This is a genomic window from Streptomyces sp. NPDC040410 (assembly GCF_055595715.1).
This window is the reverse complement of the sequence record NZ_JBVIVK010000011.1, coordinates 259,799-282,779: the sequence shown is the minus strand read 5'-3', so window position 1 is coordinate 282,779 and position 22,981 is coordinate 259,799. Positions and strand designations below refer to the sequence as shown.

At 70.8% G+C, this 22,981-nt stretch carries 21 protein-coding genes and 1 riboswitch; of the genes, 8 read left to right on the top strand and 13 right to left on the bottom strand.

Annotated features, from left to right (window positions below; genetic code table 11):
- Positions 1 to 94 precede the first annotated feature (94 nt).
- Positions 95 to 190: riboswitch (glycine riboswitch) on the top strand.
- Positions 191 to 368: 178 nt separating this feature from the next.
- Complete coding sequence (gene gcvP, locus ACZ562_RS23180) at positions 369 to 3,254, top strand: aminomethyl-transferring glycine dehydrogenase (RefSeq protein ID WP_471182211.1); 2,886 nt, start codon at positions 369 to 371, stop codon at positions 3,252 to 3,254.
- 79 nt (positions 3,255 to 3,333) lie between these two features.
- Here gcvP and ACZ562_RS23175 read toward each other — a convergent pair whose 3' ends face one another.
- The 7 genes from ACZ562_RS23175 to ACZ562_RS23145 form a co-directional block, all read right to left on the bottom strand.
- The gene (locus tag ACZ562_RS23175) at positions 3,334 to 3,753 is read right to left on the bottom strand and encodes a TOBE domain-containing protein (RefSeq protein WP_471182208.1); all 420 of its coding nucleotides are present in this window, start codon (positions 3,751 to 3,753) and stop codon (positions 3,334 to 3,336) included.
- A gap of 57 nt (positions 3,754 to 3,810) precedes the next feature.
- Positions 3,811 to 4,902 (bottom strand): ABC transporter ATP-binding protein, encoded by a 1,092-nt coding sequence (locus tag ACZ562_RS23170; protein ID WP_471182206.1) that lies wholly within the window; start codon positions 4,900 to 4,902, stop codon positions 3,811 to 3,813.
- A 91-nt stretch (positions 4,903 to 4,993) separates the two neighbouring features.
- On the bottom strand, positions 4,994 to 5,857 hold the full coding sequence (locus ACZ562_RS23165) for an ABC transporter permease (protein WP_471182203.1): 864 nt from the start codon (positions 5,855 to 5,857) through the stop codon (positions 4,994 to 4,996).
- On the bottom strand, positions 5,854 to 6,681 hold the full coding sequence (modA, locus tag ACZ562_RS23160) for a molybdate ABC transporter substrate-binding protein (protein WP_471182201.1): 828 nt from the start codon (positions 6,679 to 6,681) through the stop codon (positions 5,854 to 5,856). Before modA ends, ACZ562_RS23165 begins: the two co-directional genes overlap by 4 nt.
- Positions 6,682 to 6,860: 179 nt before the next feature.
- Entirely contained in the window at positions 6,861 to 7,259 is a 399-nt protein-coding gene (locus tag ACZ562_RS23155; RefSeq protein ID WP_471182198.1) for a TOBE domain-containing protein, read from the bottom strand.
- Between the two features lie 86 nt (positions 7,260 to 7,345).
- Positions 7,346 to 7,864 (bottom strand): hypothetical protein, encoded by a 519-nt coding sequence (locus ACZ562_RS23150; RefSeq protein WP_471182196.1) that lies wholly within the window; start codon positions 7,862 to 7,864, stop codon positions 7,346 to 7,348.
- A 120-nt stretch (positions 7,865 to 7,984) separates the two neighbouring features.
- Positions 7,985 to 9,937, bottom strand: a complete 1,953-nt coding sequence (locus ACZ562_RS23145) for an APC family permease (protein WP_471182194.1) — start codon at positions 9,935 to 9,937, stop codon at positions 7,985 to 7,987.
- 262 nt (positions 9,938 to 10,199) lie between these two features.
- Between ACZ562_RS23145 and ACZ562_RS23140 the strand changes: the two genes are divergently transcribed.
- Positions 10,200 to 10,679, top strand: a complete 480-nt coding sequence (locus ACZ562_RS23140; RefSeq protein WP_471182267.1) for a hypothetical protein — start codon at positions 10,200 to 10,202, stop codon at positions 10,677 to 10,679.
- A gap of 209 nt (positions 10,680 to 10,888) precedes the next feature.
- On the opposite strand, the gene ACZ562_RS23135 is transcribed toward ACZ562_RS23140, so the two are convergent.
- Positions 10,889 to 11,095 carry a DUF5999 family protein gene (locus ACZ562_RS23135; protein WP_471182191.1) on the bottom strand — a complete coding sequence of 69 codons (207 nt, stop codon included), beginning with the start codon at positions 11,093 to 11,095 and terminating at the stop codon, positions 10,889 to 10,891.
- Between the two features lie 428 nt (positions 11,096 to 11,523).
- Positions 11,524 to 12,102 (bottom strand): hypothetical protein, encoded by a 579-nt coding sequence (locus tag ACZ562_RS23130; protein WP_471182188.1) that lies wholly within the window; start codon positions 12,100 to 12,102, stop codon positions 11,524 to 11,526.
- Between the two features lie 552 nt (positions 12,103 to 12,654).
- Here ACZ562_RS23130 and ACZ562_RS23125 point away from each other — a divergent pair.
- Together ACZ562_RS23125 and ACZ562_RS23120 are read left to right on the top strand one after the other, a co-directional pair.
- Complete coding sequence (locus ACZ562_RS23125) at positions 12,655 to 14,172, top strand: glutamate-cysteine ligase family protein (protein WP_471182186.1); 1,518 nt, start codon at positions 12,655 to 12,657, stop codon at positions 14,170 to 14,172.
- A gap of 534 nt (positions 14,173 to 14,706) precedes the next feature.
- Complete coding sequence (locus ACZ562_RS23120) at positions 14,707 to 15,507, top strand: CPBP family intramembrane glutamic endopeptidase (RefSeq protein WP_471182262.1); 801 nt, start codon at positions 14,707 to 14,709, stop codon at positions 15,505 to 15,507.
- Between the two features lie 57 nt (positions 15,508 to 15,564).
- Here ACZ562_RS23120 and ACZ562_RS23115 read toward each other — a convergent pair whose 3' ends face one another.
- A complete protein-coding gene (locus ACZ562_RS23115; RefSeq protein WP_471182184.1) occupies positions 15,565 to 16,389 on the bottom strand; it encodes a PhzF family phenazine biosynthesis protein in 825 nt (274 codons plus the stop codon).
- Positions 16,390 to 16,569: 180 nt separating this feature from the next.
- Here ACZ562_RS23115 and ACZ562_RS23110 point away from each other — a divergent pair, with 180 nt between their 5' ends.
- Positions 16,570 to 17,223 carry a PadR family transcriptional regulator gene (locus tag ACZ562_RS23110; protein ID WP_471182181.1) on the top strand — a complete coding sequence of 218 codons (654 nt, stop codon included), beginning with the start codon at positions 16,570 to 16,572 and terminating at the stop codon, positions 17,221 to 17,223.
- 146 nt (positions 17,224 to 17,369) lie between these two features.
- On the opposite strand, the gene ACZ562_RS23105 is transcribed toward ACZ562_RS23110, so the two are convergent.
- Positions 17,370 to 17,798, bottom strand: a complete 429-nt coding sequence (locus tag ACZ562_RS23105; protein WP_471182179.1) for a type II toxin-antitoxin system Rv0910 family toxin — start codon at positions 17,796 to 17,798, stop codon at positions 17,370 to 17,372.
- A 269-nt stretch (positions 17,799 to 18,067) separates the two neighbouring features.
- Between ACZ562_RS23105 and ACZ562_RS23100 the strand changes: the two genes are divergently transcribed.
- Both ACZ562_RS23100 and ACZ562_RS23095 read left to right on the top strand, forming a co-directional pair.
- Positions 18,068 to 18,637: a Clp protease N-terminal domain-containing protein gene (locus ACZ562_RS23100; RefSeq protein WP_471182176.1), complete on the top strand. Its 570-nt coding sequence runs from the start codon at positions 18,068 to 18,070 to the stop codon at positions 18,635 to 18,637.
- 113 nt (positions 18,638 to 18,750) lie between these two features.
- The gene (locus ACZ562_RS23095) at positions 18,751 to 19,755 is read left to right on the top strand and encodes an EamA family transporter (RefSeq protein ID WP_471182260.1); all 1,005 of its coding nucleotides are present in this window, start codon (positions 18,751 to 18,753) and stop codon (positions 19,753 to 19,755) included.
- A 126-nt stretch (positions 19,756 to 19,881) separates the two neighbouring features.
- Here ACZ562_RS23095 and ACZ562_RS23090 read toward each other — a convergent pair whose 3' ends face one another.
- Both ACZ562_RS23090 and ACZ562_RS23085 read right to left on the bottom strand, forming a co-directional pair.
- On the bottom strand, positions 19,882 to 20,514 hold the full coding sequence (locus ACZ562_RS23090; protein WP_471182174.1) for an FMN-binding negative transcriptional regulator: 633 nt from the start codon (positions 20,512 to 20,514) through the stop codon (positions 19,882 to 19,884).
- Positions 20,514 to 21,197: a pyridoxamine 5'-phosphate oxidase family protein gene (locus ACZ562_RS23085; protein ID WP_471182258.1), complete on the bottom strand. Its 684-nt coding sequence runs from the start codon at positions 21,195 to 21,197 to the stop codon at positions 20,514 to 20,516. Before ACZ562_RS23085 ends, ACZ562_RS23090 begins: the two co-directional genes overlap by 1 nt.
- Before the next feature lie 35 nt (positions 21,198 to 21,232).
- On the opposite strand from ACZ562_RS23085, the gene ACZ562_RS23080 reads away from it, so the two are divergent.
- On the top strand, positions 21,233 to 22,564 hold the full coding sequence (locus ACZ562_RS23080) for an aminotransferase class I/II-fold pyridoxal phosphate-dependent enzyme (protein WP_471182171.1): 1,332 nt from the start codon (positions 21,233 to 21,235) through the stop codon (positions 22,562 to 22,564).
- Positions 22,565 to 22,981 lie beyond the last annotated feature (417 nt).

Sequence of the window (22,981 nt, the reverse complement as noted above, 5' to 3'; positions counted from 1 at the left end):
AACTCATCCGTAAGCACTACAAAAGAGCACATTCAGGAAGGTGGCCACTCGAAGGCTCGGCGTTGACCTCGCTGGTAGGCTGGCAAGCGGCTGCTGACCCTGTGCGGGAGAGTCCTCCAGACACCATCGGAGGCGCCGAAGGAGCAAATCCTCCCCGGAATCTCTCAGGCCCACGTACCGCACGGACGAGGTCACTCTGGAAAGCAGGGCGGTTGTCGACGGCTTCCGCTCTCACCGACGGTGAAAGCCGGGAGAGCCCTCGGGCGGTCCGGTGAAGCTCTCAGGTTGAAATGACAGAGGGGGAGGCCGTCCGGGTACCCGTGCCGTGGTGCCCCTCGAAGGTCGTGTAAGACCAGGAGGCCTCCGCAATGACCGCCCATCGCATTCCGCTCTCCGAGCTCGAACAGGGAATCCCCTTCGAGCAGCGCCACATCGGCCCTGACCACGAGGCCCGGGCCAAGATGCTCGCGCAGGTCGGCTACGGCTCCCTCGACGAGCTCACCGCCGCCGCGGTCCCGGATGTGATCAAGAACGCCGACGCGCTGGACCTGCCGAGCGCGCGCACCGAGTCCGAGGTGCTGGCCGAGCTGCGTTCGCTGGCCGACCGCAACCAGGTCCTGGACCCGATGATCGGGCTCGGATACCACGGGACCTTCACGCCGCCGGTGATCCTGCGCAACGTGATGGAGAACCCGGCCTGGTACACGGCCTACACGCCCTACCAGCCGGAGATCTCCCAGGGACGGCTCGAGGCCCTGCTGAACTTCCAGACCATGGTCGCCGAGCTCACCGGCCTGCCGACCTCCGGTGCCTCACTGCTCGACGAGGGCACCGCGGCGGCGGAGGCGATGGCGCTGTCCCGGCGCATGGGCAAGAACAAGAAGGGCCTCTTCCTGGTCGACGCGGACGCGCTGCCGCAGACCATCGCCGTGATCGAGACCCGCGCCGAGCCGACCGGCGTCGAGGTCGTCGTCGCCGACCTCAGCGAGGGCATTCCGGCCGAGGTCGCCGGGCGGGAGATCAACGGCGTGCTCGTCCAGTACCCGGGTGCCTCCGGTGCCGTACGTGACATCAGGACGGTGATCGAGCAGGCGCACGGACTCGGCGCGCTGGTGACCGTCGCGGCCGACCTGCTCGCGCTCACGCTGCTGAAGTCGCCCGGTGAGCTCGGCGCGGACATCGCGGTCGGTACGACGCAGCGTTTCGGCGTGCCGATGGGCTTCGGCGGGCCGCACGCCGGCTACATGGCGGTGCACGAGAAGTTCGCGCGCAGCCTGCCCGGGCGGCTCGTCGGCGTCTCGGTGGACGCGGACGGCAACAAGGCCTACCGGCTCGCCCTGCAGACCCGCGAGCAGCACATCCGCCGGGAGAAGGCCACCAGCAACATCTGCACCGCGCAGGTGCTGCTCGCGGTGATGGCGGGCATGTACGCCGTCTACCACGGGCCGGAGGGCCTGAAGGCCATCGCCCTGCGCACGCACCGGTACGCCACGATCCTCGCCGCGGGGCTCGAGGCCGGCGGCGTCGAGATCGTCCACGGCTCCTACTTCGACACCCTCACCGCCAGGGTCCCCGGACGCGCCGCCGATGTCGTCGCGACCGCGCGGGAGAACGGCGTCAACCTGTACCTCGTCGACGCCGACCGTGTGTCGATCGCCTGTGACGAGACCACCGCGCGCGCCCAGCTCGGTGCCGTGTGGGCCGCCTTCGGCGTCGAGGGCGACATCGAGGCGCTGGACGCGGCGACGCAGGACGTCCTTCCGGACACGCTGCTGCGCACCGACGACTACCTGACCCACCCCGTCTTCCACAAGCACCGCTCCGAGACCGCGATGCTGCGCTACCTGCGCAGGCTCGCCGACCGCGACTACGCGCTCGACCGCGGCATGATCCCGCTGGGCTCCTGCACCATGAAGCTCAACGCGACCACGGAGATGGAGCCGGTCACCTGGCCCGAGTTCGGGCAGCTGCACCCCTTCGCGCCCGCCGAGCAGGCGGAGGGCTATCTGACGCTCATCCGTGAGCTGGAGGAGCGGCTCGCCGAGGTCACCGGGTACGACAAGGTGTCGCTCCAGCCCAACGCCGGTTCGCAGGGCGAGCTGGCGGGCCTGCTCGCCGTACGCGGGTACCACCGCGCCAACGGCGACGAGCAGCGCACCGTCTGCCTCATCCCGTCCTCCGCGCACGGCACCAACGCCGCCAGCGCCGTCATGGCCGGCATGAAGGTCGTCGTCGTGAAGACCGCAGAGGACGGCGAGATCGACGTGGCGGACCTTCGCGCGAAGATCGAGCAGTACCGCGACCGGCTCTCGGTACTGATGATCACGTACCCGTCGACACACGGCGTGTTCGAGGAGCACGTCACCGACATCTGTGCCCAGGTGCACGAGGCCGGCGGGCAGGTGTACGTCGACGGCGCCAACCTCAACGCGCTGGTGGGACTCGCCAAACCGGGCCACTTCGGTGGTGACGTCTCCCATCTCAACCTGCACAAGACGTTCTGCATCCCGCACGGCGGCGGCGGTCCGGGCGTCGGCCCGGTCGGTGTACGCGCGCACCTGGCGCCGTACCTGCCGAACCACCCGCTGCAGCCCGCCGCCGGGCCGGAGACGGGCGTCGGCCCGATCTCGGCCGCGCCCTGGGGTTCCGCGGGCATACTGCCGATCTCGTGGGCGTACGTCCGGCTCATGGGCGGCGAAGGGCTCAAGCGGGCCACGCAGGTGGCGGTCCTCTCCGCCAACTACATCGCCAAGCGCCTGGAGCCGCACTACCCGGTCCTCTACACCGGCCCGGGCGGCCTGGTCGCGCACGAGTGCATCATCGACCTGCGGCCGCTGACCAAGGCGACCGGCGTAAGCGTCGACGACGTCGCCAAGCGGCTGATCGACTACGGCTTCCACGCGCCGACGATGTCGTTCCCGGTGGCCGGGACACTGATGATCGAGCCGACCGAGTCGGAGGACCTGATCGAGCTGGACCGGTTCTGCGAGGCGATGATCGCCATCCGCGCGGAGATCGAGAAGGTCGGTTCGGGCGAGTGGCCGGCGGACGACAACCCGCTCGGCAACGCCCCGCACACCGCCGCCGCGCTGGGCGGTGAGTGGGAGCACGCGTACCCGCGCGAGGACGCCGTGTTCCCGGCCGGCGTCACGGCCGCGGACAAGTACTGGCCGCCGGTGCGCCGTATCGACCAGGCCTTCGGCGACCGGAACCTGGTCTGCTCCTGCCCGCCGCTGGACGCGTACGAGGACTGAGCGAGCGGCCGGAACGCCGGGAGTCCGGCCCGAACAAAGGCTTCGCCCGGGCTGGTACGGCCCGGGCGGAGCCTGTGCGTCACGAGGTCGCGAGCGAGACCTCGGTCGACTTGATCAGGGCGATGACGGGTGTGCCGGCCGACAGGCCGAGGTCGTCGGCGGCCTCCTTCGTGATCGCCGCGGTCAGTTCACCGCCGTCCACGGCGACCTTGACCGACGCCATGGCGGCTCCGACGGCGACGTCGCGGACGGTGCCGGGCAGCTGGTTGCGGATCGAGATGCCCTCGACCCGGCCGGTGGCGAGGGAGACCTCCGTCGACTTCACCAGGGCCCGTACGGCGGTTCCCGTGGCGAGACCGAGCTCCTCGACGGACTCGCGGGTGATCGCCGCGGTGAGGTCCTGGCCGCCCAGCAGGCTGACCTTGACCGTGGCCATGACCTCCCCCGGCGTGACGGCGGTGACGGTGCCGGGAAGCTGGTTTCGGATGCTCAGGCTCATGGAGGACGCCTCGCAGACGGTGGGCCGTGGGGGCACCACCGTAATCGCACGAGGGCCTTATGCCGGGTATGAGTGTGTCTGCGTCGCCTTGACGGTCGCCCAGACCGGTGCCCCCGGGTGCAGGTCGAGTTCCGCCGCGGCGACCGTGGTGAGGTCGGCGGCGAGGGGCAGTTCACCGGTGAGATCGGCGCGGATCTGGTCGCCGTGGGTCTCCAGACCGGCCACCTCGCAGCGCCACAGGTTGCGGGCGCTGGAGCCGGACGGGCGCTCCCGGTACAGGGTGACGGCGCCCGGGGGGAAGGCAACGAAGGCCGGTCCGGAGAGGAGCTCCGTGGTCGTGATGCCGGGGCCCGCGTCGAGGCGCACCGTGTGGCCGTCCGCATGGCCCTTGTAGAGGTTCAGGCCGACCAGTTGCGCGATGTAGTCCGTACGGGGGTGGCGGGCGATGTCGGCGGGCGTGCCCTCCTGGACGACGCGGCCGTTCTCGACGACGACCAGACGGTCGGCCAGCACCATGGCGTCCAGCGGGTCGTGCGTGACCAGGACGGCGACGGCCTCGAACTCGGCGAGGTGGCGCCGGAGCTGGGCGCGCACCTCCAGACGGGTGCGCGCGTCCAGGGCCGCGAGGGGCTCGTCCAGGAGCAGCAGCCGAGGACGGGTGGCCAGGGCGCGGGCGAGGGCGACGCGCTGGGCCTGGCCACCGGAGAGACGGCGGGGCTTCGCGCCGGCGTACTCGGCGAGGCCCAGGCGGTCCAGCCACGCGGCGGCCAGGGCGCGGGCCTCCGCCTTTGCCGTGCCCTGGCAGCGCGGGCCGAAGGCCACGTTGTCGAGGGCGGTGAGGTGAGGGAAGAGCAGATAGTCCTGGAAGACGACGCCGACCGGGCGGGACTCGGGCGGCGTGCGGTCCAACGAGGCGCCGTCCAGCCGGAGCTGCCCGCCGGTCAGGGGGGTGAGGCCGGCGAGCGCGCGCAGGGCGGTGGTCTTGCCTGCGCCGTTGGGCCCGAGCAGGGCCACGACGTCGCCGGGCGCGGCGGTCAGCGTGACGTCGAGGCGGAAGTCACCACGGTCGACGACGAGACGGGCGTCCAGGCCCTCGCAGGGTGGGGCCCCGGTGCTGAGGCCGGTCGCGGTGGCGTCGGTGTCGGTCATGAGGGGATCGTCCAGTATCGGAGGGGGGCCGAGGGGATCGTCCGGCATCCATGGGGAGTCGACGTCATCGTCCGGCATCCGAGGTGAGCCGTCATGACGCCGTCATCCAGCGGTCCCGCAGCCCGGCCAGGACCGCGATCGACACGGCCAGCAGTACCAGGCTGAGAGCGATGGCCGCCGCGGGGTCGTTCTGCAGGGCCAGGTAGACGGCGAGCGGCATGGTCTGGGTGCGGCCGGGGAAGTTGCCCGCGAAGGTGATCGTGGCTCCGAACTCGCCCAGTGCACGCGCCCAGGCGAGCACGGAACCCGCGGCGATGCCCGGCGCGACCATCGGGAGCGTGACCCGGCGGAACGCGGTGAAACGTGAGGCACCCAGGGTGGTGGCGGCCTCCTCGTAGCGCGGGTCGGCGGCCCGCAGGGCGCCCTCCACGCTGATGACCAGGAACGGCATCGCCACGAAGGTCTCCGCGAGGATGACGCCGGCCGTGGTGAACGGCAGTGTGATCCCGAACCAGGAGTCCAGCCACTGGCCGACGAGGCCGTTGCGCCCGAGCGCGAGCAGCAGCGCGACGCCGCCCACCACCGGGGGCAGGACGAGCGGGAGGGTCACCAGGGCGCGGAGCAGGCCGCGGCCGGGGAAGTCCGTGCGCGCCAGCAGCCAGGCCAGCGGGACGCCGACGACCAGGCTCAGCGCGGTGGCTGCCGTGGCGCACACCAGTGACAGTCGCAGGGCCTGCCACACCTCGGTGCTCGTCAGCTGCTCCGGCAGGCTGCTCCACGGCGCCCGCACCAGCAGGGCGATCAGCGGCAGCAGCAAGAACGCCAGGCCCGCCAGGGCGGGCACCAGGAGGGGCAGCGGCACGCCGTGGCCACCGCCCGTCCGCACGCGCCGTCGCCGCGGCCCGCCCGTCAGGGTGTCGGCCGCGGCAGCGGACTTGTCGTGCGGGGAGGTCACGGTTCGAGGAACCCGGCCTCGGTCAGCACCTTCTGGCCTTCGGCGGACTTCACCAGTTCGATGAAGGCCTTCGCCACTTCGGCGTTGGGCGCGTCCTTGAGGAGGGCGATCGGGTAGTCGTTGATGGCGTCGGCCGACTCGGGGAACTCTACGCCCTCCACCTTGTCACCCGCCGCCTTCACGTCGGTCTTGTAGACGACGGCGGCGTCGGCCTCCTTCAGCTCCACCTTGGTCAGTGCGCTCTTGACGTCCTGCTCGTAGGAGACCGGCGTGAGCTTCAGCTTGCTCGCGTCCAGGGCCTTCTGGGCGGCGGCCCCACAGGGCACAGTCTGGTCGCACAGGACGACCTTCAGGCCGGACTTGGTGAGGTCCTTGAGGGAGGAGACCTTGTCGGGGTTGCCCGGCAGGGTGGCGATCTCCAGCTGGTTGCGGACGAAGGTGGCGGGCGGGCCGACCGCGTCCTTCGCGTCCGTCACGATCGTCATCGTCTTGGGGCTGGCGGCGGCGAAGACGTCTGCCGGGGCACCGCCGGTGATGCTGGCGGCAAGGGCGTCGCTGCCGGCGAAGTTGAAGGTGACCTTGGTGCCCGGGTGCTGCTTCTCGAACTCCTTGCCCAGCGTCGTGAAGCTCTCCTTCAGCGAGGCGGCGGCGAAGACCGTGACCGTGCCGGAGAGCTTCTTCGACGAGGCCGAGGAGTGGGACCCCGCGGAGTCGGTGCCGGAGGCCGAGTCGCCGGAGGAACAGGCGCTCAGGGCCAGCAGCGTGGCGACGCCGACTCCGGCCAGTTGCAGGGGCCGGCGGGTCCGGCGAGCGGAACGGGTCATCAGGGGGCCACTCCTCTGGGCTCAGCGGGGGAGACCGACAGCTTCTCCCGGTACGCCGATCATACTGCGCATATGCGAGCCATAGGTCTCGTGCTGCATCGCATGAGCTGGCGCAAGTGCCGGTGAGGGTGTGCATGTGCGTTCTGGCGGGGTTGCACGTGCCGGGAGTGGCCCGTCGCTCAGGCCCGGTCGATGTGCACGTTCGTCGACTTCACGCGGGCCGTGGCCTCCATTCCGACCTCCAGGCCCAGTTCCTCGACGGCCTCCCGGGTCAGGAGGGAGACCAGCCGGTGCGGGCCGGCCTGAATCTCGACCTGGGCCGCCACGTCGCCGAGCTTGATCGCGGTGACGATCCCTGGGAAGGCGTTGCGGGCGGAGGTGTACGAGGCGGCCTCCTCCTCGCTGCCCGCCGCCTTGGCCAGCTCGACCGAGAACGCGGCGAGGTCCCGCCCGTCGATGAGCCGCCGCCCGCTGTCGTCGCGATGGGTCGCCACCCGGCCCGCGTCCGCCCAGCGGCGCGTGGTGTCCGGGCTCACGCCTAGCAGCCGTGCTGCCTGGCCGATCGTGTAGGACTGCATGCGGATCACGATAGGGGGACCAACCGGGTGCCGTGGATGTGGGCTGATCGTCGGGTCGTGGCCCCGTCCGTCGCCAAGCGGCGGGTTCAGGAGATCCCCGACGCATTGAGCACCGACCGCGCCGTCTCGTCGTCGATCAGATGGCCGATCCGGCACAGTACGTCGGCGCCCTGGCGCACGTGGCCGCGTTCGAGGGAGCGGCGAACCCCGGTGTCGAGCTCGTGCCAGACCAGCGGGTTGGCGACCAGGACGCGAGGGTCGAGCTCCAGACGGCTGCCGAAGACGTCCCGCAGGACCAGGTGGCCAAAGACCCCGTCGTACTGCCGGACGGCCGCCAGCGCGTCCGTACGCACCGTGTGCCTGCGCAGCGGGCCGCGCACCGTCAGCCGGCCGGATCCGGCGGTGACGCGGTCCGGTACGAGGACGGTGAAGACGGCCGTGGACAGGGCCGCCCACAGCAGGGCACGAGGTGGTGTCAGTGTGCCCCCATCCCAGTCGACGAGGACGCACAGTGCCCCGAAGACGAGGGCGCAGCCTGTCGCCAGCCGCGCGCCGGCACTCCAGTGGCGGTCGCTTTCCGGGCTCGGCGGGCCGATTCCTCGCATGGCGGGACAGTAGGCAGGGCCGTGCGTGGCAACGGCCCTGCTGACGGTGTTCTGACGCCTTTCGGCGAATGCCTGACGCGATCCTGATACGGCTGCCCCTGCCCCGCTGCTCGCCTCGCTTCAGCCGGTGTGGACGCGGGGCCGCCGGGCACGGTCCGGCTCCGCCTCGCGCAGGACCTCGCGGGTGACCGGGGCGACCTCGCCCTGGCCGAAGAGGAAGAAGCGCAGGAAGTTGGCGAAGGGGTTCCCCTCGGTCCACTCGAAGTACATGTGGGGGATGCAGCCGGTCGAGTCGCGGACATGCAGGAGCAGGGCGGCCAGGGCGTTGGGGATGGAGGAGGACTCCAGGGTCAGGACGCGGTAGCGGTTGTGAAGGACCTCGCCGCGCACCGTCAGGCCGGCCTCGAACTCGGACGGGTCGAGAACCGTGACCTCGACGAAGACGAAGTCCTCGCCGGGGAGGTCGTTGTCCTCCCGGATCTGCTCGATCTTGTCGTGGTACTCGGCCTTGTCCCGTTGGTCGGGCTCGTTGGCGATGAACCGGATCTTGCGGCTGGCCACGTCGCGGACGAAACGTTCCGCCATGTCGTCCAGCGTCACGCTGGTCACACGGAGCTCGAAGGCGCGGGCCAGCCGGGACAGCAGGGAGACCAGGATGATGCCGGCGATGAAGCAGGCGCCGATCTTCACGCCGTCCGGGCGCTCGATGACGTTCACGACCGTCGTGTACAGGAACACCGCCGAGATCACCGCGAACGCGATGGTCCAGTTGCGCTGGCCGGCCTTGCGGGCGGCGATCGTCACCGCGATGGCGGCGGAGCTGATCAGGACCAGAACACCGGTGGCGTACGCGCCACCCTGGGCGTCGACGTCGGCGTCGAAGATCCAGGTGACCAGGAACGCCACGAGGGTGAAGACGATGACCATGGGTCGCACGGCGCGTGCCCAGTGGGGGGCCATGCCGTAGCGGGGCAGGTAGCGCGGCATCAGGTTGAGCAGACCGGCCATCGCGGAGGCGCCGGCGAACCAGAGGATGGCGATGGTCGAGATGTCGTAGACCGTGCCGAAGGCGTTGCCGAGGTACTCGTGCGCCAGGTAGGCGAGCGCGCGGCCGTTGGCATCGCCGCCGTCCTCGAACTCCTTCTCCGGGATCAGGAGGGTGGTGATGAAGCTCGTGGTGATCAGGAAGCAGCTCATGATCAGTGCGGCGGTGGTGAGCAGCTTCTTCGTGTCCCGGATCCGGCCGGTGGGCTTCTCCTCGGTATCGCCCGGGTCGCCCTCGACGTGCGGCATGACGGCGACGCCGGTCTCGAAACCGGACAGGCCGAGCGCGAGCTTCGGGAAGACCACCAGGGCCACGCCCACCATGACGAAGACGTTCCCGTGTTCCGCGGTCAGGGCGCTGGACCAGTCGGTGACCACATGGCCCGCGGTGATCACGTGCCACAGACCCACGACCACGACGACGGCGTTGAGCGCGAGATAGACGCCCACCAGGGCGACCGCGACGCCGATCGCCTCCAGGAAGCCCTTGAGGAACACCGCACCGAGCAGTGCCACGAGGACCAGGGTGATCAGCAACTCCTTGTCGTGCAGGGCACTGGTCAGGTGCGGGTTCTCGACCAGGTGGGTCGAGGCGTCCGCCGCGGACAGGGTGATGGTGATCAGGAAGTCGGTGGCGGCGAAGCCGAGCAGGGTCAGGACGAACAGCTTGCCCTGCCAGAAGGAGAGCAGCCGCTCGAGCATCGCGATCGAGCCCTCGCCGCGGGGGCTCTCCTCGGCGACCCGCCGGTAGACGGGCAGGGCGCCCGCCAGCGTGACGATCACCAGGACGATGGTCGCGATGGGGGAGAGCAGACCGGCCGCGAGAGCCGCGATACCGGGCTGGTAGCCCAGCGTGGAGAAGTAGTCGACGCCGGTCAGGCACATGACCCGCCACCAGCGCTGACCCTTGTGCGCGGTCTCGGGTTCGGCCGGGGGCCGCTGGTGGTCGCCGCCCTTGCCCATGTCGGACAGGCCCTCCAGCATCCACGAGCGCAGGCGACTGGGCGGGGGGTGCTCGGTGGTGGCCATCGGACGGCTCCTGGTGTGCGGCTCAGTGTGTGGTTCCGGCCATCACACGGACGGCGGGAACAGCGTAAGCGGAGAGTGACGCTTGGGCCCATGGAGGAGGGCGCCGTCCGCGTCAAGCTTGCGTTAAGACTGGATGCGGCGCTGTCAGAGGCGGATCCGGAACGGGTGCCGTGACGCTGGGTGTTTACGCCAGGGGTGCCGTCAAGACCCCGTCAAACCCTCTCCGGGTGCGTCAACTCCCGCCTGCCGTGGCCGGATCCGGATGATTCGCGTCAAGGGCGTGCGGTCTGGCATCGTCTTCCTGCTCACGGTGGTGAACCGGCACCATCTGGTGAACCGGCACCATCAACCTCGGCAACCGGCAACCGGCAACCGGCAACCGGAAACCGGAAACCGGAAACCGGAAACCGGCAACCGGCACGCGGCGGGGTTCGTGCCGGTGCACGGTGCCACCGGGGCCGAGGGCGCCGACGCGGCCCAGCTGTCGTCGCTGACCGACGAGAGGCCGGGGGCCGCTCCGTCGTCGTACTCGCGAAGGAGAGACACCGGCTTCGCGAGCGCCACCGGGCGGGCTTCGCGGGCAGCAGCATGCGCGGGGTGCGTCACCGGCCTGAGGGCGCAGCGGCGTGCCACCCGCCTCGGCGATATCGTCGGTCAACTCCTGTGTTTCCTGGGCGACTTCCGCAATGGGACGAGTAACTGGCTCCTAGGCAGGCCTACTTCGCCATCCGCAAGGCGCTGAAGCGGCCAAGAGTCCGGTCGCCCGAGCTGGTGGAGAACGGCCCCGACGGAGAGCGGGCGTAGGGAAAGGGGCACGTACGCGAACGGGATCCGGCACGAGAAGTTACGTGGAGTGACCATCCCCGGACATGCGTCGGGGCCGGTGCGCAGTCGATGCTGCCGGCCGGCCCCTTGTGTCTCCGGGCGGATCGGTGGGCCGCCCGGCACTGCTCAGGCGGCTGTCATCACCTGGCCGGCGCACATCGGGCGGTGCGGCGCGATGATCTGGCCGTCGGGCAGGAGCTCACCGGTGTCCTCGAAGAGCAGAACGCCGTTGCACAGCAGACTCCATCCCTGCTCCGGGTGGTGCGCCACGAGGCGGGCGGATTCCCGGTCGGCGGAGTGGGCTGTGGGACACGGTGGCTGGTGTTGGCACATTGGTGGGATCTTTCGCTCTGTCGTGACGTGTGAGATGGCTGTCGTGCGTGTTTCGCGGCTAGATGCGTCGTTCATGGCCGCCCCCCGTTGTGATAAGCCGGTTCGAACCCAGTGTTGCCCCACGGGCGTCAATCCGCAGGGATTTCGCAGCACCGCTTCTCACAGGTTGATGACGCATCACCCGCGCGGATGGTTCATCCCAACTGCCCTGTCACTTCGGGTGGTTCACGGTGGCCGGATAGGGCTAGTCCGGACTGGTCAGAGACGCTTTCCGGCTCGTTAGAGCCATAAAGTGCTCGTACGAGCAGGCGGCGGTTCGGGGGAGTCCCGGCAATCCCGTACGAGCGTAGGTGCACTGTCAAGAACCTCATAGCCCGCTGCCCGGAATTCCGGGCAGCGGGCTACGAATACCGTCGCGCCGTGAGGTGTCAGGCGGAGAGCAGTGGCGCGGGTGTGACCCGGAGGGTGAGCACCGGGAGCAGATCGGCGACCGCGTGCGGACTGTGGGCGGCGATGCCGGGTGGTGCCGGCGCCAGTGGGACCAGCAGATCGGTGGCGGCGGGGTGGCCGGTGGCGCCGTCCGCGGTGGTGTCGCCGTGCAGCCAGAGCGTGAGCATGTACAGGCCGGGGACCGACAGCAGGCGCGGCTGGTACGACTGCTGCACGGTCTCCGCCTGGCGCAGCGCACGCTCGGTGGAGGCGATGTAGGGACCCTCGAAAAAGTGCGAGAACGCCCAGCCGTCGGGGGTCAGCATGGTCTCGGCCGCGGCCACCGCGCGGTCGCCGCAGCGGATCAGGAAGCGCCACCCGGCCAGCCGGGTGGCGGGGACGCCCGCTGGGCTGATCTGGTCCAGTACGTGTACGGGCAGCGGGAGTTCCGGCGTGGCGGGTCCCTGAGCGTGCAGCAAGGAGGGAGTTCGGGCCTCGCGGACCGCGGTGGGGGAACCCAGTGCGGTGAGGACGGAGCGAAGGGCGGGCGCGGGAGCCGGGGGGACATGCAGCGGCATGGTGGGTCGCCTCTCATTCGACAGGCACGATGGCGCGAGGGCGGGGGCGGACGGCGCTGTCAGCTCACGGGGACAGAGAGACGGGTGCCCTGATCGGGGTACGCGTGGTGTGGGTGAGCCCTGCCGTACGTCATCTGGGCGGCAGGATCAGAAGAACCTTGGGCACCGGCCTTCTGCCTTGTTCGCGGAGTTTATACGACAGGTGTTCAGGCGGTGTTTCGTCTAGCCGTTTCCGGTGCCCCTAGCAAGGGTCTATTCGGTCGTCGATTCGCGGGAATGATCCCGATTTCCGGCCGACCGTGCCGCGATGACCTCGGAAAATGCCCGGCAAGCGGTCGGCCCATTCTCGTCGGCGTTTTTCACGAGTTCCTCGGGGCACTCGAAACTGCACGGTGCTCCATGCCTCGTGAATGTGCCGCCGGTCTCCTCCGACAGAGTAGCGGGGACGGGGGCTCGCCGGGACGTTATCGATCGCTTTCGCTGGGCATCATCCCACCTGACCCGCACACCGGCGGCCGGATCCGGCCCGCCCATCCGAGGAGGGACGCTTCGATGGGGGAGAAGGTCGTGGCTGGTCCGTTCGACCTGTCCGATCGTCAGCGCTACCGCGACAAGCTCCGGCGGAACCTGACGGGGCTGGAACGACTCCTGGCCGAGAAGCGGTTCGATCGCCCGAAGAACCTGATGGGGCTGGAGATCGAATTGAATCTCACCGGAGCCGACGGCATGCCGAAGATGCTCAATGCACAGGTCCTCGAACGCATCGCGAGTCGCGACTTCCAGACAGAACTCGCCATGTTCAACCTGGAAGTCAACATAGCCCCACACCGACTCGGCGGGCGGGTATTCGACGGGCTCGCCGAGGAGCTCCGCACCTCCCTGGCATATGCCGACCGAAAAGCGGGCGAGCTCGACGCGGGAATCGTGATGATCGGCATTCTGCCGACCCTCGACCGGGACGACCTCGTCTCCTCCAACCTCTCCGACGTCGACCGCTACGCCCTTCTCAACGAACAGATCGTGGCCGCCCGCGGCGAGGACTTCGTGCTCGACATCGACGGCGTGGAGCGTCTCACCTGCACCTCGAAGTCCATCGCGCCCGAGGCCGCCTGCACCTCGGTGCAACTGCACCTGCAGGTCACCCCGGCCCGCTTCGCCGACGTGTGGAACGCCGCGCAGGCCGTCGCCGCCGTCCAGGTGGCCGTCGGCGCCAACTCGCCCTTCCTGTTCGGCCGCGAGCTGTGGCGCGAGTCGAGGCCCCCGCTGTTCCAGCAGTCCACCGACACCCGGCCTCCCGAACTGCAGGCCCAGGGGGTGCGACCGCGCACCTGGTTCGGGGAGCGGTGGATCTCCTCGGCGTTCGACCTCTTCGAGGAGAATTTGCGCTATTACCCGGCCCTGCTGCCGATCTGCGACGACGAGGACCCGCTGGAGGTGGTCGACGCGGGCGGCGTTCCGAAGCTCGCCGAACTGGTCCTGCACAACGGCACCATCTACCGCTGGAACCGCCCGGTGTACGGCATCGCCGACGGCGTACCGCATCTGCGCGTCGAGAACCGCGTACTGCCCGCCGGCCCCACAGTCACCGATGTCGTCGCCAATGCCGCGTTCTACTACGGCGTCGTCCGCGCCCTCGCCGAGGAGTCGCGGCCCGTGTGGAGCAGGATGCCGTTCGAGGCGGCCGCGGCCAACTTCGACGCCGCGTGCCGCAGCGGCATCGACGCCCGCCTGGCCTGGCCCCGGCGAGGCCGGTACGGCGGCACCGCGGAGGTCGACGCCGTCAGCCTCGTACGCGACGAACTGCTGCCGCTCGCCGAGGCCGGACTGAACGCGTGGGGGGTGGAGCCCGCCGACCGGGATCTGTACCTCGGTGTGATCGAGGAGCGGTGCCGACGCAGGGTCAACGGTGCGACCTGGCAGGCCGCGACCTTCCACCGGGCTCTCGAGACGGGCCTGCCGCGGGATGCCGCACTGGCCGCCACGACCCGGCGCTACCGCGAGCTGATGCACGCCGGGGAGCCCGTGCACACCTGGCCGGTGGGGCTGCTGGAGCCGGTGCCGCTGGGGTGAGCCGCTGCTGCGGTGTCTCCGTGCCGACGGGGTGAGTGAGCCCTGCGCGCGTCCTCGTGCCGACGGGGTGAGTCCTGTGCGTGTCTTCCGTGCCGACGGGTGAGCCCTGCGCGTGTCCTCCGTGCCGACGAGTTGACCTTGTACGACTCGCGTGCGGTGACCGTGGCGGCGACGCTGCGCCCGCCGGGGGTGGTGTTCGCCGCGCGGGCCTGCTTCGCCGCGGCCGTGCCCCCGGCGACGGTGAGCACGAGGACCGTGGCGACGATCACCGTACTGCGGCGCGCGCGAATACGGGGTCGCTTCCGCCCGCCCCATACTGATCGGGCAAGCTGTGACGTCCCATGACGGTGGTGCCCCTCCCTGTTGAACCCCGTGCCGCAATACGCCGTAAGGCATGCAAAAGCAAAAGGGGAGGTACGCCCGCGTGCGGCGTCCGTTCCCCAGGGGCCTGTCGCGCACGAGTTTCGTAACTTCGTTCGAGACCGTAGTGGGGCAGTGGTGGGATGAGGCGGGATGACTCAACTGGAGGCAGGTGTGCAGGCGGAGGCGGGCCCGGTGGCCGATTCTTTTCCTCCGGAGGGGCCCTCGCGGCGGATCTTCCGTGACGAGACGCTGCTCGTTCTGGGGCTTTCGCTCGGTGCGAGCGGTGTGTCCGCCCTGATCAGCTTTGTCGGATCGGTCACCAAACCAGGGGGCCTCAAGGACCAGGCCGCCACGCTCAACGCCTCGGCCGCGCCGGGCCGTCCCTGGCTGGATCTCGCCTGGCAGCTCTTCGGGATCGCCTCGGCACTCGTGCCCGTGGCCCTTGTCGCGCACTTCCTGCTGCGGGAGGGGCAGAGTCTGCGCACCCTCGGCTTCGACCGCACTCGACCCTGGCCGGACCTGGGGCGCGGGGCCGGAATCGCCGCGGTGATCGGCAGCATCGGAATCGCCTTCTATCTGGCGGCCCGCGGGCTGGGTTTCAACCTCACGGTCGTGCCCGAGGCGCTGCCCGACGTGTGGTGGAAATACCCGGTGCTGATCCTCTCGGCGCTGCAGAACGCGATCCTCGAAGAGGTCATCGTCGTCGGCTATCTGCTGCGCCGGCTCGGCCAGCTCGGCTGGACGCCCGGCACCGCCTTGGTGGCCAGTTCCGTGCTGCGCGGCTCCTACCACCTCTACCAGGGCATCGGCGGGTTCGTCGGGAACATGGCCATGGGGGTGGTGTTCGTCTACCTGTACCGGCGCTGGGGCCGGGTGGGTCCCCTGGTGGTGGCACATTCCCTGCTGGATGTCGGGGCGTTCGTGGGGTACGCGTTGCTGGCCGGCAAGGTGGGCTGGCTGCCCACGGCGTGAGCGGCCACAAGAGGTCAAGAGGGGCGTACGAGTGCTTCGTACGCCCCTCTTGTGCTGTCAGGTGTGCTGTGGGGCCAAGAGCTCCCCGTCGATCACCGTCACCGCGTGGCCGGTGAGCAGGGTCCGGTCGCCGCGCAGCCGGGTGCGGACCAGGCCGGAGCGGGGCGAGGCCTGCAGCCCGGTGAGGTCGTGGCGGCCGAGGCGCTCGGACCAGTAGGGGGCCAGAGCCGTGTGGGCGCTGCCGGTGACAGGGTCCTCGTCGATGCCGATCTTCGGGAAGAAGCAGCGGGAGACGAAGTCGTAGCCCCGGGCGGGATCCTCGGCTCGGGCCGTGGCGATGATGCCGCGCTCGGAGTAGGCGGCGAGGGCCTTGTGGTCGGGAGAGAGGCCGAGCACCGTCTTCTCGTCGGCGAGTTCGACCAGCAGGTCGCCGACGTTCGGGCCGGTGTCGAAGGCGGTGCGCGGCTCGGCCCCCAGGGCCTCGGCGACTCCGTCCGGGACGTCGACGAGGGTGAGCGGTGCCGTCGGGAAATCCAGGGTGATCGAGCCGTCCTCGCCGGGCGTCGCGATGAGGACGCCGCTGCGGGTGGCGAACCGCACCGAACCCTGGTGGGCGCCGGTGGTGTGCAGGACGTGGGCGGTGGCGAGCGTCCCGTGCCCGCACAGGGCGACCTCGGTGGCGGGCGTGAACCAGCGCAGCGCCCAGTCCGCCTCCCCTCCCGCGGGCAGACGGTGGGCGAACGCGGTCTCCGCGTGGTTGACCTCCATGGCCACGTTCTGGAGCCAGTCCTCGTCAGGGAAGGCGGTGTCGAGGAGCAGAACCCCTGCCGGGTTGCCGGCGAAGGGGCGGTCGGTGAAGGCGTCGACGATTCGGATGCGCATGCGACGACGCTAGGTCGCGCGTGGCCCGCCTGACCAAGGCCAATTCGGTGAACCTGGCCCCATTTGGCGAGCGGCTGGGTGTGCGGGGAGCGCTCCCTGGGCGAGGGGGTTGTCCTCCGAACAGTTCCGATATATCGTTGACGCATCGCGACAGATCAACGATGGAATGGAGTGATGGCGATGCGTACCCATGGATACGAGCGTGGACATGGACGTCGACAGGACGGCGCTGGCCGGCGTGGCCGGGACGGCTTCGACGGACGGCGTGCGGCATTCGGGCCCTTCGGGCCGGGTGGGCCCGGTGGCGGCACCGGTGGTCCCGGCTTCGGCTTCGGCGGACCGGGCTTCGGCTCCGGCCCCTGGGGGCACCGGGGGCGTGGCGGACCCAGGGGCAGGGCGCGGCGGGGTGACGTACGTGCCTCGATCCTGGCCCTGCTCAAGGACCGGCCCATGCACGGTTACGAGATGATCCAGGAGATCGCCGAGCGCACCGGCGGGGCGTGGAAGCCCAGCCCCGGCTCGGTGTACCCCACCCTTCAGTTGCTGGAGGACGAGGGGCTGATCGCCAGCGAGACCGAGGGCGGCAAGAAGCTGTTCTCACTCACGGAGTCCGGTCGCACGGCGGCCGGCGAGGGTCCGGAAGCGCCCTGGGAGGAAGCCGCTCGTGGCGTCGACTGGGAGGCCCTCGGTGAGATCCGGCAGGCCGGCTTCGGTCTGATGGAAGCCTTTGGTCAGGTCTGGAAGACCGGCAGCAAGGAGCAGCGCGAGAAGGCGCTGACCGTCGTCAACGAGGCCCGCAAGAAGCTGTACCTGATCCTTGCTGACGAGGGCTGAAGGGCTGAAGGGCTGACGAGGGCTCACGCCGGCGGGCGAAGGGCCGACACCGGCGGGCCGAGTGGCGCCCCGTGGAGTGATCCGCGGGGCGCGTTCGCGTGTGCGCGTGTCGACTTGTCGTCAGGGCCCCCGCCGTCGGCGTGTCCTCAGGACACGAGCCCGCCCAGCTCGCGCAGTGACTCGTTCAGGGCTGCGGTCGCCGAGTCCCTGACTCTGCCCGCCGTCAACGAGACGGCGGCACCCGTGAACTCGCCGTCGATACGGACCGCCGTGCCGTCGCCGTCGGGGGTCAGCGTGTACCGTGTGGCGACGGCCACGGTCATCGGGCCCCTGCCGCGGATGGCCGGCACTCGGGCCGGTTCCAGTTCCGCGATCGTCCACTCGACCTCGGCGGGGAAGCCCATGAGCTTCATGTTCTCCTGGAAAGTGCCGCCCACGGCGAGGGTGTCCGGGCCGCCCTCGGGGAAGCTGGTGTGGGTCGCGTTCCACTCCCCGTACGCGGACCAGTCCGTGAGCTGTGCCCAGACCTTCTCCGCGGATGCCTGAAGGCGTGCCTCCACGCTGACCTCGGCCATGCGACCACCTCTTCGAGTCGGGCTACGCTGTCGCGGAACGTAGTCGCGGGGCCTGGAACATTCAATACTGATGAACCGTCAGGAAGTGTGGGTCTTTCGTGGACCACGAAGGGCGTCGTGCGAGGAGGGAGGCGCGCCGCCGAGGGTGAGAACGGCGTGATCTCATCCGTGAGGAGGAGATTCAGGCAGCTGCCGTCCACTCTGCGTGGGACGCGAAAATGCTTCCCGTCGAGGATGACCGGATCCGCAGAGGCTGATGGGGTGGGGGTGTGCAATCCCGAATCCCCCGGCAGTCGGCCCAGCAACAGGACAGCCGGCGCTCGGAACGGCGCGACCACCGCGACAACGATGCCAATCTCGGCGCGGAGCTGGCAGCGGTGCTCTCCGGCGCCCGTCGGCGGGCGGTCCGGGACGGGGACCCGCAGATCGACACGGCACATCTGCTGCACTCGCTGGTGGAGTCCGACCCCGAGGTGCGTGCCCTCTTCGGCGGCGGACCCCGGATGGCCCGTCTGCTCGGCTACCTCGTACAACGCAGCATCGGCTACGGCTTGCGCTGGCAGGGCACGGTCGAGGACTCCGGTGCCGTGCCCGTGGTGCCGCAGGCCGCGGGTTTCTCGCCGCTGGCCGCGGCTGCGCTGGAGTACGCCTGTGCACGCGCTGCGCTGCGGGACGGTGAACCGCCCCGGGGCGTCGACCTCCTTGCCGCGATCGTCGTGGACCGCCAGGCGCGGGCCGTCGAGGTCCTCACCCGCGCCGGGACCGACGCCGGGGAACTCTCCGGCCGGATCGAGGACCGCTGCGAGGAATACGCGGGCGGCGGCGAGGCCCGCCAATGAGGGGGCGGCTCCCATCGGTGGCGCCGTCCGGCCCCTGAAGCCCTCGGTAGCGCCGTCCAGCCGGTGAGACAGGTGTCATAGGGGGTGACGCTCATGTCATGGCCTGTCATCATGTGCCGGTGCATACGTCAGACTGCAGTCGGGGCAACAGCGGAAGGGGCGTCGGGCTGGGCCTCGCCCTGGCGTCCGCGCTCGCCTTCGGCGGATCCGGTGTCGCGGCCAAGCCGCTGATCGAGGCGGGACTCGATCCGCTCCACGTGGTGTGGCTGCGGGTGGCGGGAGCGGCGCTCGTGATGCTGCCGGTCGCCGTGCGCCATCGCGCGCTGCTGCGCAGCCGCCCCGCACTGCTCGCCGCGTTCGGACTGCTCGCCGTCGCCGGTGTCCAGGCCTGCTACTTCGCCGCGATCTCCCGGATCCCCGTCGGGGTCGCGCTGCTCGTCGAGTACCTGGCACCGGCCCTGGTCCTCGGCTGGGTCCGGTTCGTGCAGCGGCGGCCGGTGACCCGAGCCGCCGCGCTCGGTGTGGTCCTCGCGGCCGGCGGACTCGCCTGTGTCGTCGAGGTCTGGTCGGGCCTGAACTTCGACGCCCTCGGCCTCCTGCTCGCGCTCGGCGCCGCCTGCTGCCAGGTCGGCTACTTCGTCCTGTCCGACCAGGGCACCGCCCTGGGCGAGCGGGCCCCGGACCCGCTCGGGGTCATCGCGTACGGCCTGCTGGTCGGGGCCGTCGTACTGACCGCCGTCGCCCGGCCCTGGCACATGGACTGGTCCGTGCTCGCGCGGACAGCGGACATGGACGGCACCCCCGTCGCCGCCGGTCTGCTGCTGGCCTGGATCGTGCTGATCGCCACCGTCCTCGCCTACGTCACCGGAGTGCTCGCGGTGCGCAGGCTCTCACCGCAGGTCGCCGGCGTTGTGGCCTGTCTGGAGGCGGTCATCGCCACCGTCCTCGCCTGGATCCTGCTCGGCGAGCACCTCTCGGCGCCGCAGGTCATCGGCGGCGTGGTGGTTCTCGGGGGCGCGTTCATCGCACAGTCGTCGGCGCCTGCCAGGGGCTCCGGCGAGCCGGTGGCCGGCGGCGGCACCGAAAGGGAGTCGTCGGCCCGCAGGACCGCCGCCTAGGCTGCTGATCATGCATTCGACCGCACTCGTTCTCCCGCCTCCGGCCGCCTGAGGCGGGCCCCGGAACGCACGCCCGGCACGGTGCCGGGCCGAACGGTGCCGCCCGCGGACTTTGGCACGCGCCCCCTACGACCCGCGCCTGCGCAGCAGGTGCTCGAGCGCCGCTGCGTCGCGGGGACCACCCCGGGCCGCCAGCCCGGCCGCGATCCGGTCCTGGACCGCCTCGGGCCTCTTGCCCGCGTACTTGAACTTCGCCCGTACGCCGACCACCTCCAGGCGCAGACCGCGGATGGCGGGCAGCATCCGGCCGTACGGCCCCTCGCCCACCGCCGCCCGCGCGGAACCGCCTTCCGGCTGGAAGTGGCCCACCTGCCGGTTGAGCAGGTCGGCCTTCTCGGCCGGATCGTCCACGACATGGGCCCGGCAACGCAGTTGCACGGCCGCGTACAGGCTGGTCGGGGTGCCGTGCTCGGGCGGGCCCGTCGGCGCGGCCTGCCACGGCCCGGGGACGTACACATAGTCGTCGGCGACGCTCAGCACGACGTCCGGGTCCGCTTCCAACGCGTGCCACAGGGGATGAGGACGGGCCAGATGCGTGACGGCCTCGCAGCGTTCGGCGTCGTAGGCGAAGTGCAGGGGCTGGACGTGGGGCGGTTCGCCCGGCAGGCCGTTGACGGCGAGCTGCCCGAAGTCGTGGGCGGCCAGCCACCGCTGCCACTCGGAGTCGTCGCGCGGCGCGTCCCAGGGATGGATGAGCATCACAGGGCCTTGAGGTAACCGGGGACCTCCGTGCCGGCGGCCAGGTCGGCGTCGGCGACGGGCGTTTCGTAGCCCTTGCGCAGCGGCACGACGCCGGCCCAGTGGGGGAGGGCGAGGTCCTCGGGCTCGTCGTTGACTCCGCCCGTGCGGATCTTGGCGGAGACCTCGTCGAGGTCGAGACGGATCACCGCGGTGGCGGCCAGTTCCTTCTTGTTGGCCGGCCGGGAGTCACGGGACCGGCCCGGTACGACGTGGTCGACCAGTGCGTCCAGGGCCACCCGCTTCTCCTCGGGGTCCGTCACGTCGTGGGCGACGCCGTGCACGACCACGGACCGGTAGTTGATCGAGTGGTGGAAGGCCGAGCGGGCCAGGATCAGCGCGTCGACGTGGGTGACCGTGAGGCATACCGGCAGCCCGGGGTCGGCCTGTCCGGTCATCCGCAGCGGGCGCGAGCCCGTCGAGCCGTGCACGTAGAGCCGGTTGCCGATCCGGGCGAAGAGCGTGGGCAGTACGACCGGCCCGCCGTCACGGACGAAGCCCAGGTGGCAGACGTAGGCCTCGTCGAGTATCGCGTGCACCACTTCCCGGTCGTACGACGCCCGGTTCGGGGAGCGCGTGGGGACGGTCCGGTCGGTCGGCGTGTAGGCGGCGGGCTGCGACGTCGGCTGCTGGGTCCCCTGCATTGCGATCTCCATTGCACTAGTGCATACTATGCTTTGTGCTAGGAGGATATCGGATCGAAGGCCGGCGCGCAGCAGAGATCGCGGCAAGCGTCGAGCGGGCGGTGGGGGCCGGTGACCTGGATCCCGGGCAACTGCTTCCGCCCATGCGGGAGTTGGCGACCGAGCTGGGCGTGAATCCCAACACCGTCGCGGCCGCGTACCGCACCCTGCGCGAGCGCGGGGTCATCGAGACCGCCGGGCGCCGCGGCAGCAGGGTGCGGCCCAAGCCGGCCACCACGGGGCGCGAACACATCCGGGTGGACGTGCCCGACGGTGTGCGTGACGTGTCCAACGGCAACCCCGACCCGGCGCTGCTGCCGTCGCTCGCGGGGGCGTTCGCGGCGGCCGCCGAACTGGCCGACCGGGAACCGGTGCTGTACGGGGACGCCTCGGTGGAACCGGCGCTGGCGCGCGGTGCGCGAGCAGACATGGACGCCGACGGGGTGCCGGACGGGCCCCTGGCCGTCGCCTCGGGATCGCTCGACGCCATCGAGCGCGTCCTCGCGGCCCACCTCAAGCCCGGGGACACCGTCGCCGTCGAGGACCCCGGGTGGGGCAGCCTGCTCGATCTCGTCCCGGCGCTCGGGCTGCGCACGGCCCCCGTGGGCGTCGACGACGAGGGGCCGCTCCCCGACGACGTCCGCGGGGCCCTGCAGGCCGGAGCCCGTGCCATGATCGTCACCGACCGCGCGCAGAACCCGACGGGCGCCGCGGTGAGCGCCACGCGCGCGCGTGCCCTGCGTTCCGTCCTCGCGGCACACCCGGAAACCCTGCTGATCGAGGACGACCACGGCCATGGGATCGTCGACCTGCCACTGCACCCGCTGGCCGGCGTCACCCGAAGTTGGGCGTTCGTCCGCTCGGTCGCCAAGGCCTACGGCCCCGACCTGCGGCTAGCCCTGCTCACCGGTGACGCCGTCACCGTCGACCGAGTCCGCGGGCGTCAGCAGCTCGGGCCCGGCTGGGTGAGCCGGATCCTGCAGCGGGCCGTCGTACGGCTGTGGGCCGACGGCACCCTGGACACACCGGCGGTGGCGGACGCGTACCGCAGGCGCCGGGACCTGCTGATCGGGGCGCTTTCGGAACGCGGGGTCGCGGCGTACGGCCGCAGCGGCCTGAACGTGTGGATCCCCGTGCCCGACGAGACCGGAGCCGTCGCCCGGCTGCTGCACGCCGGCTGGGCGGTCGCACCCGGCGCCCGCTTTCGGATGAGCGCGCCGCCCGGTATCCGGATCACCGTCTCGACCCTGACACCCGAGGAGGCCGCCCCCTTGGCGAACGCGATCGCCTCCGCGATCGGCCCGGCACCGGTCCGGAGCTATGCCTAGCCGGCGCATGACAGTTGTGACGTCGCCTTCGGCTTGGACGCGGCTTCGGCCGGGGTGCCGTCCGAGGTCGGGTGTTCTCGGCCGGGGTGCCGTCCGAGGTCGGGTGTTCTCGGCCGGGGTGCCGTCTGAGGTCGGGTGTTCTCGGCCGGGGTGCCGTCTGAGGTCGGGTGTGGTTCTCGGCCGGGGTGCCGTCTGAGGTCGGGTGTGGTTCTCGGCCGGGGTGCCGTCCGAGGTCGGGTGTGGTTCTCGGCCGGGGCGGGCCCGTCGGCTGAGGCTTGGCCTTCGGCTGTGGTTCGGCCGTCGGGCTAGAACGCCCAATGCGCGGCCTTCGGCTGGCGGGTGGTCTGCGGTGAGGGCGTGCTGTCGGGTGGGGCGCGGCCCTTCGGCTGGGTGGTGGTCTTCGGCCTGGACGGGTCC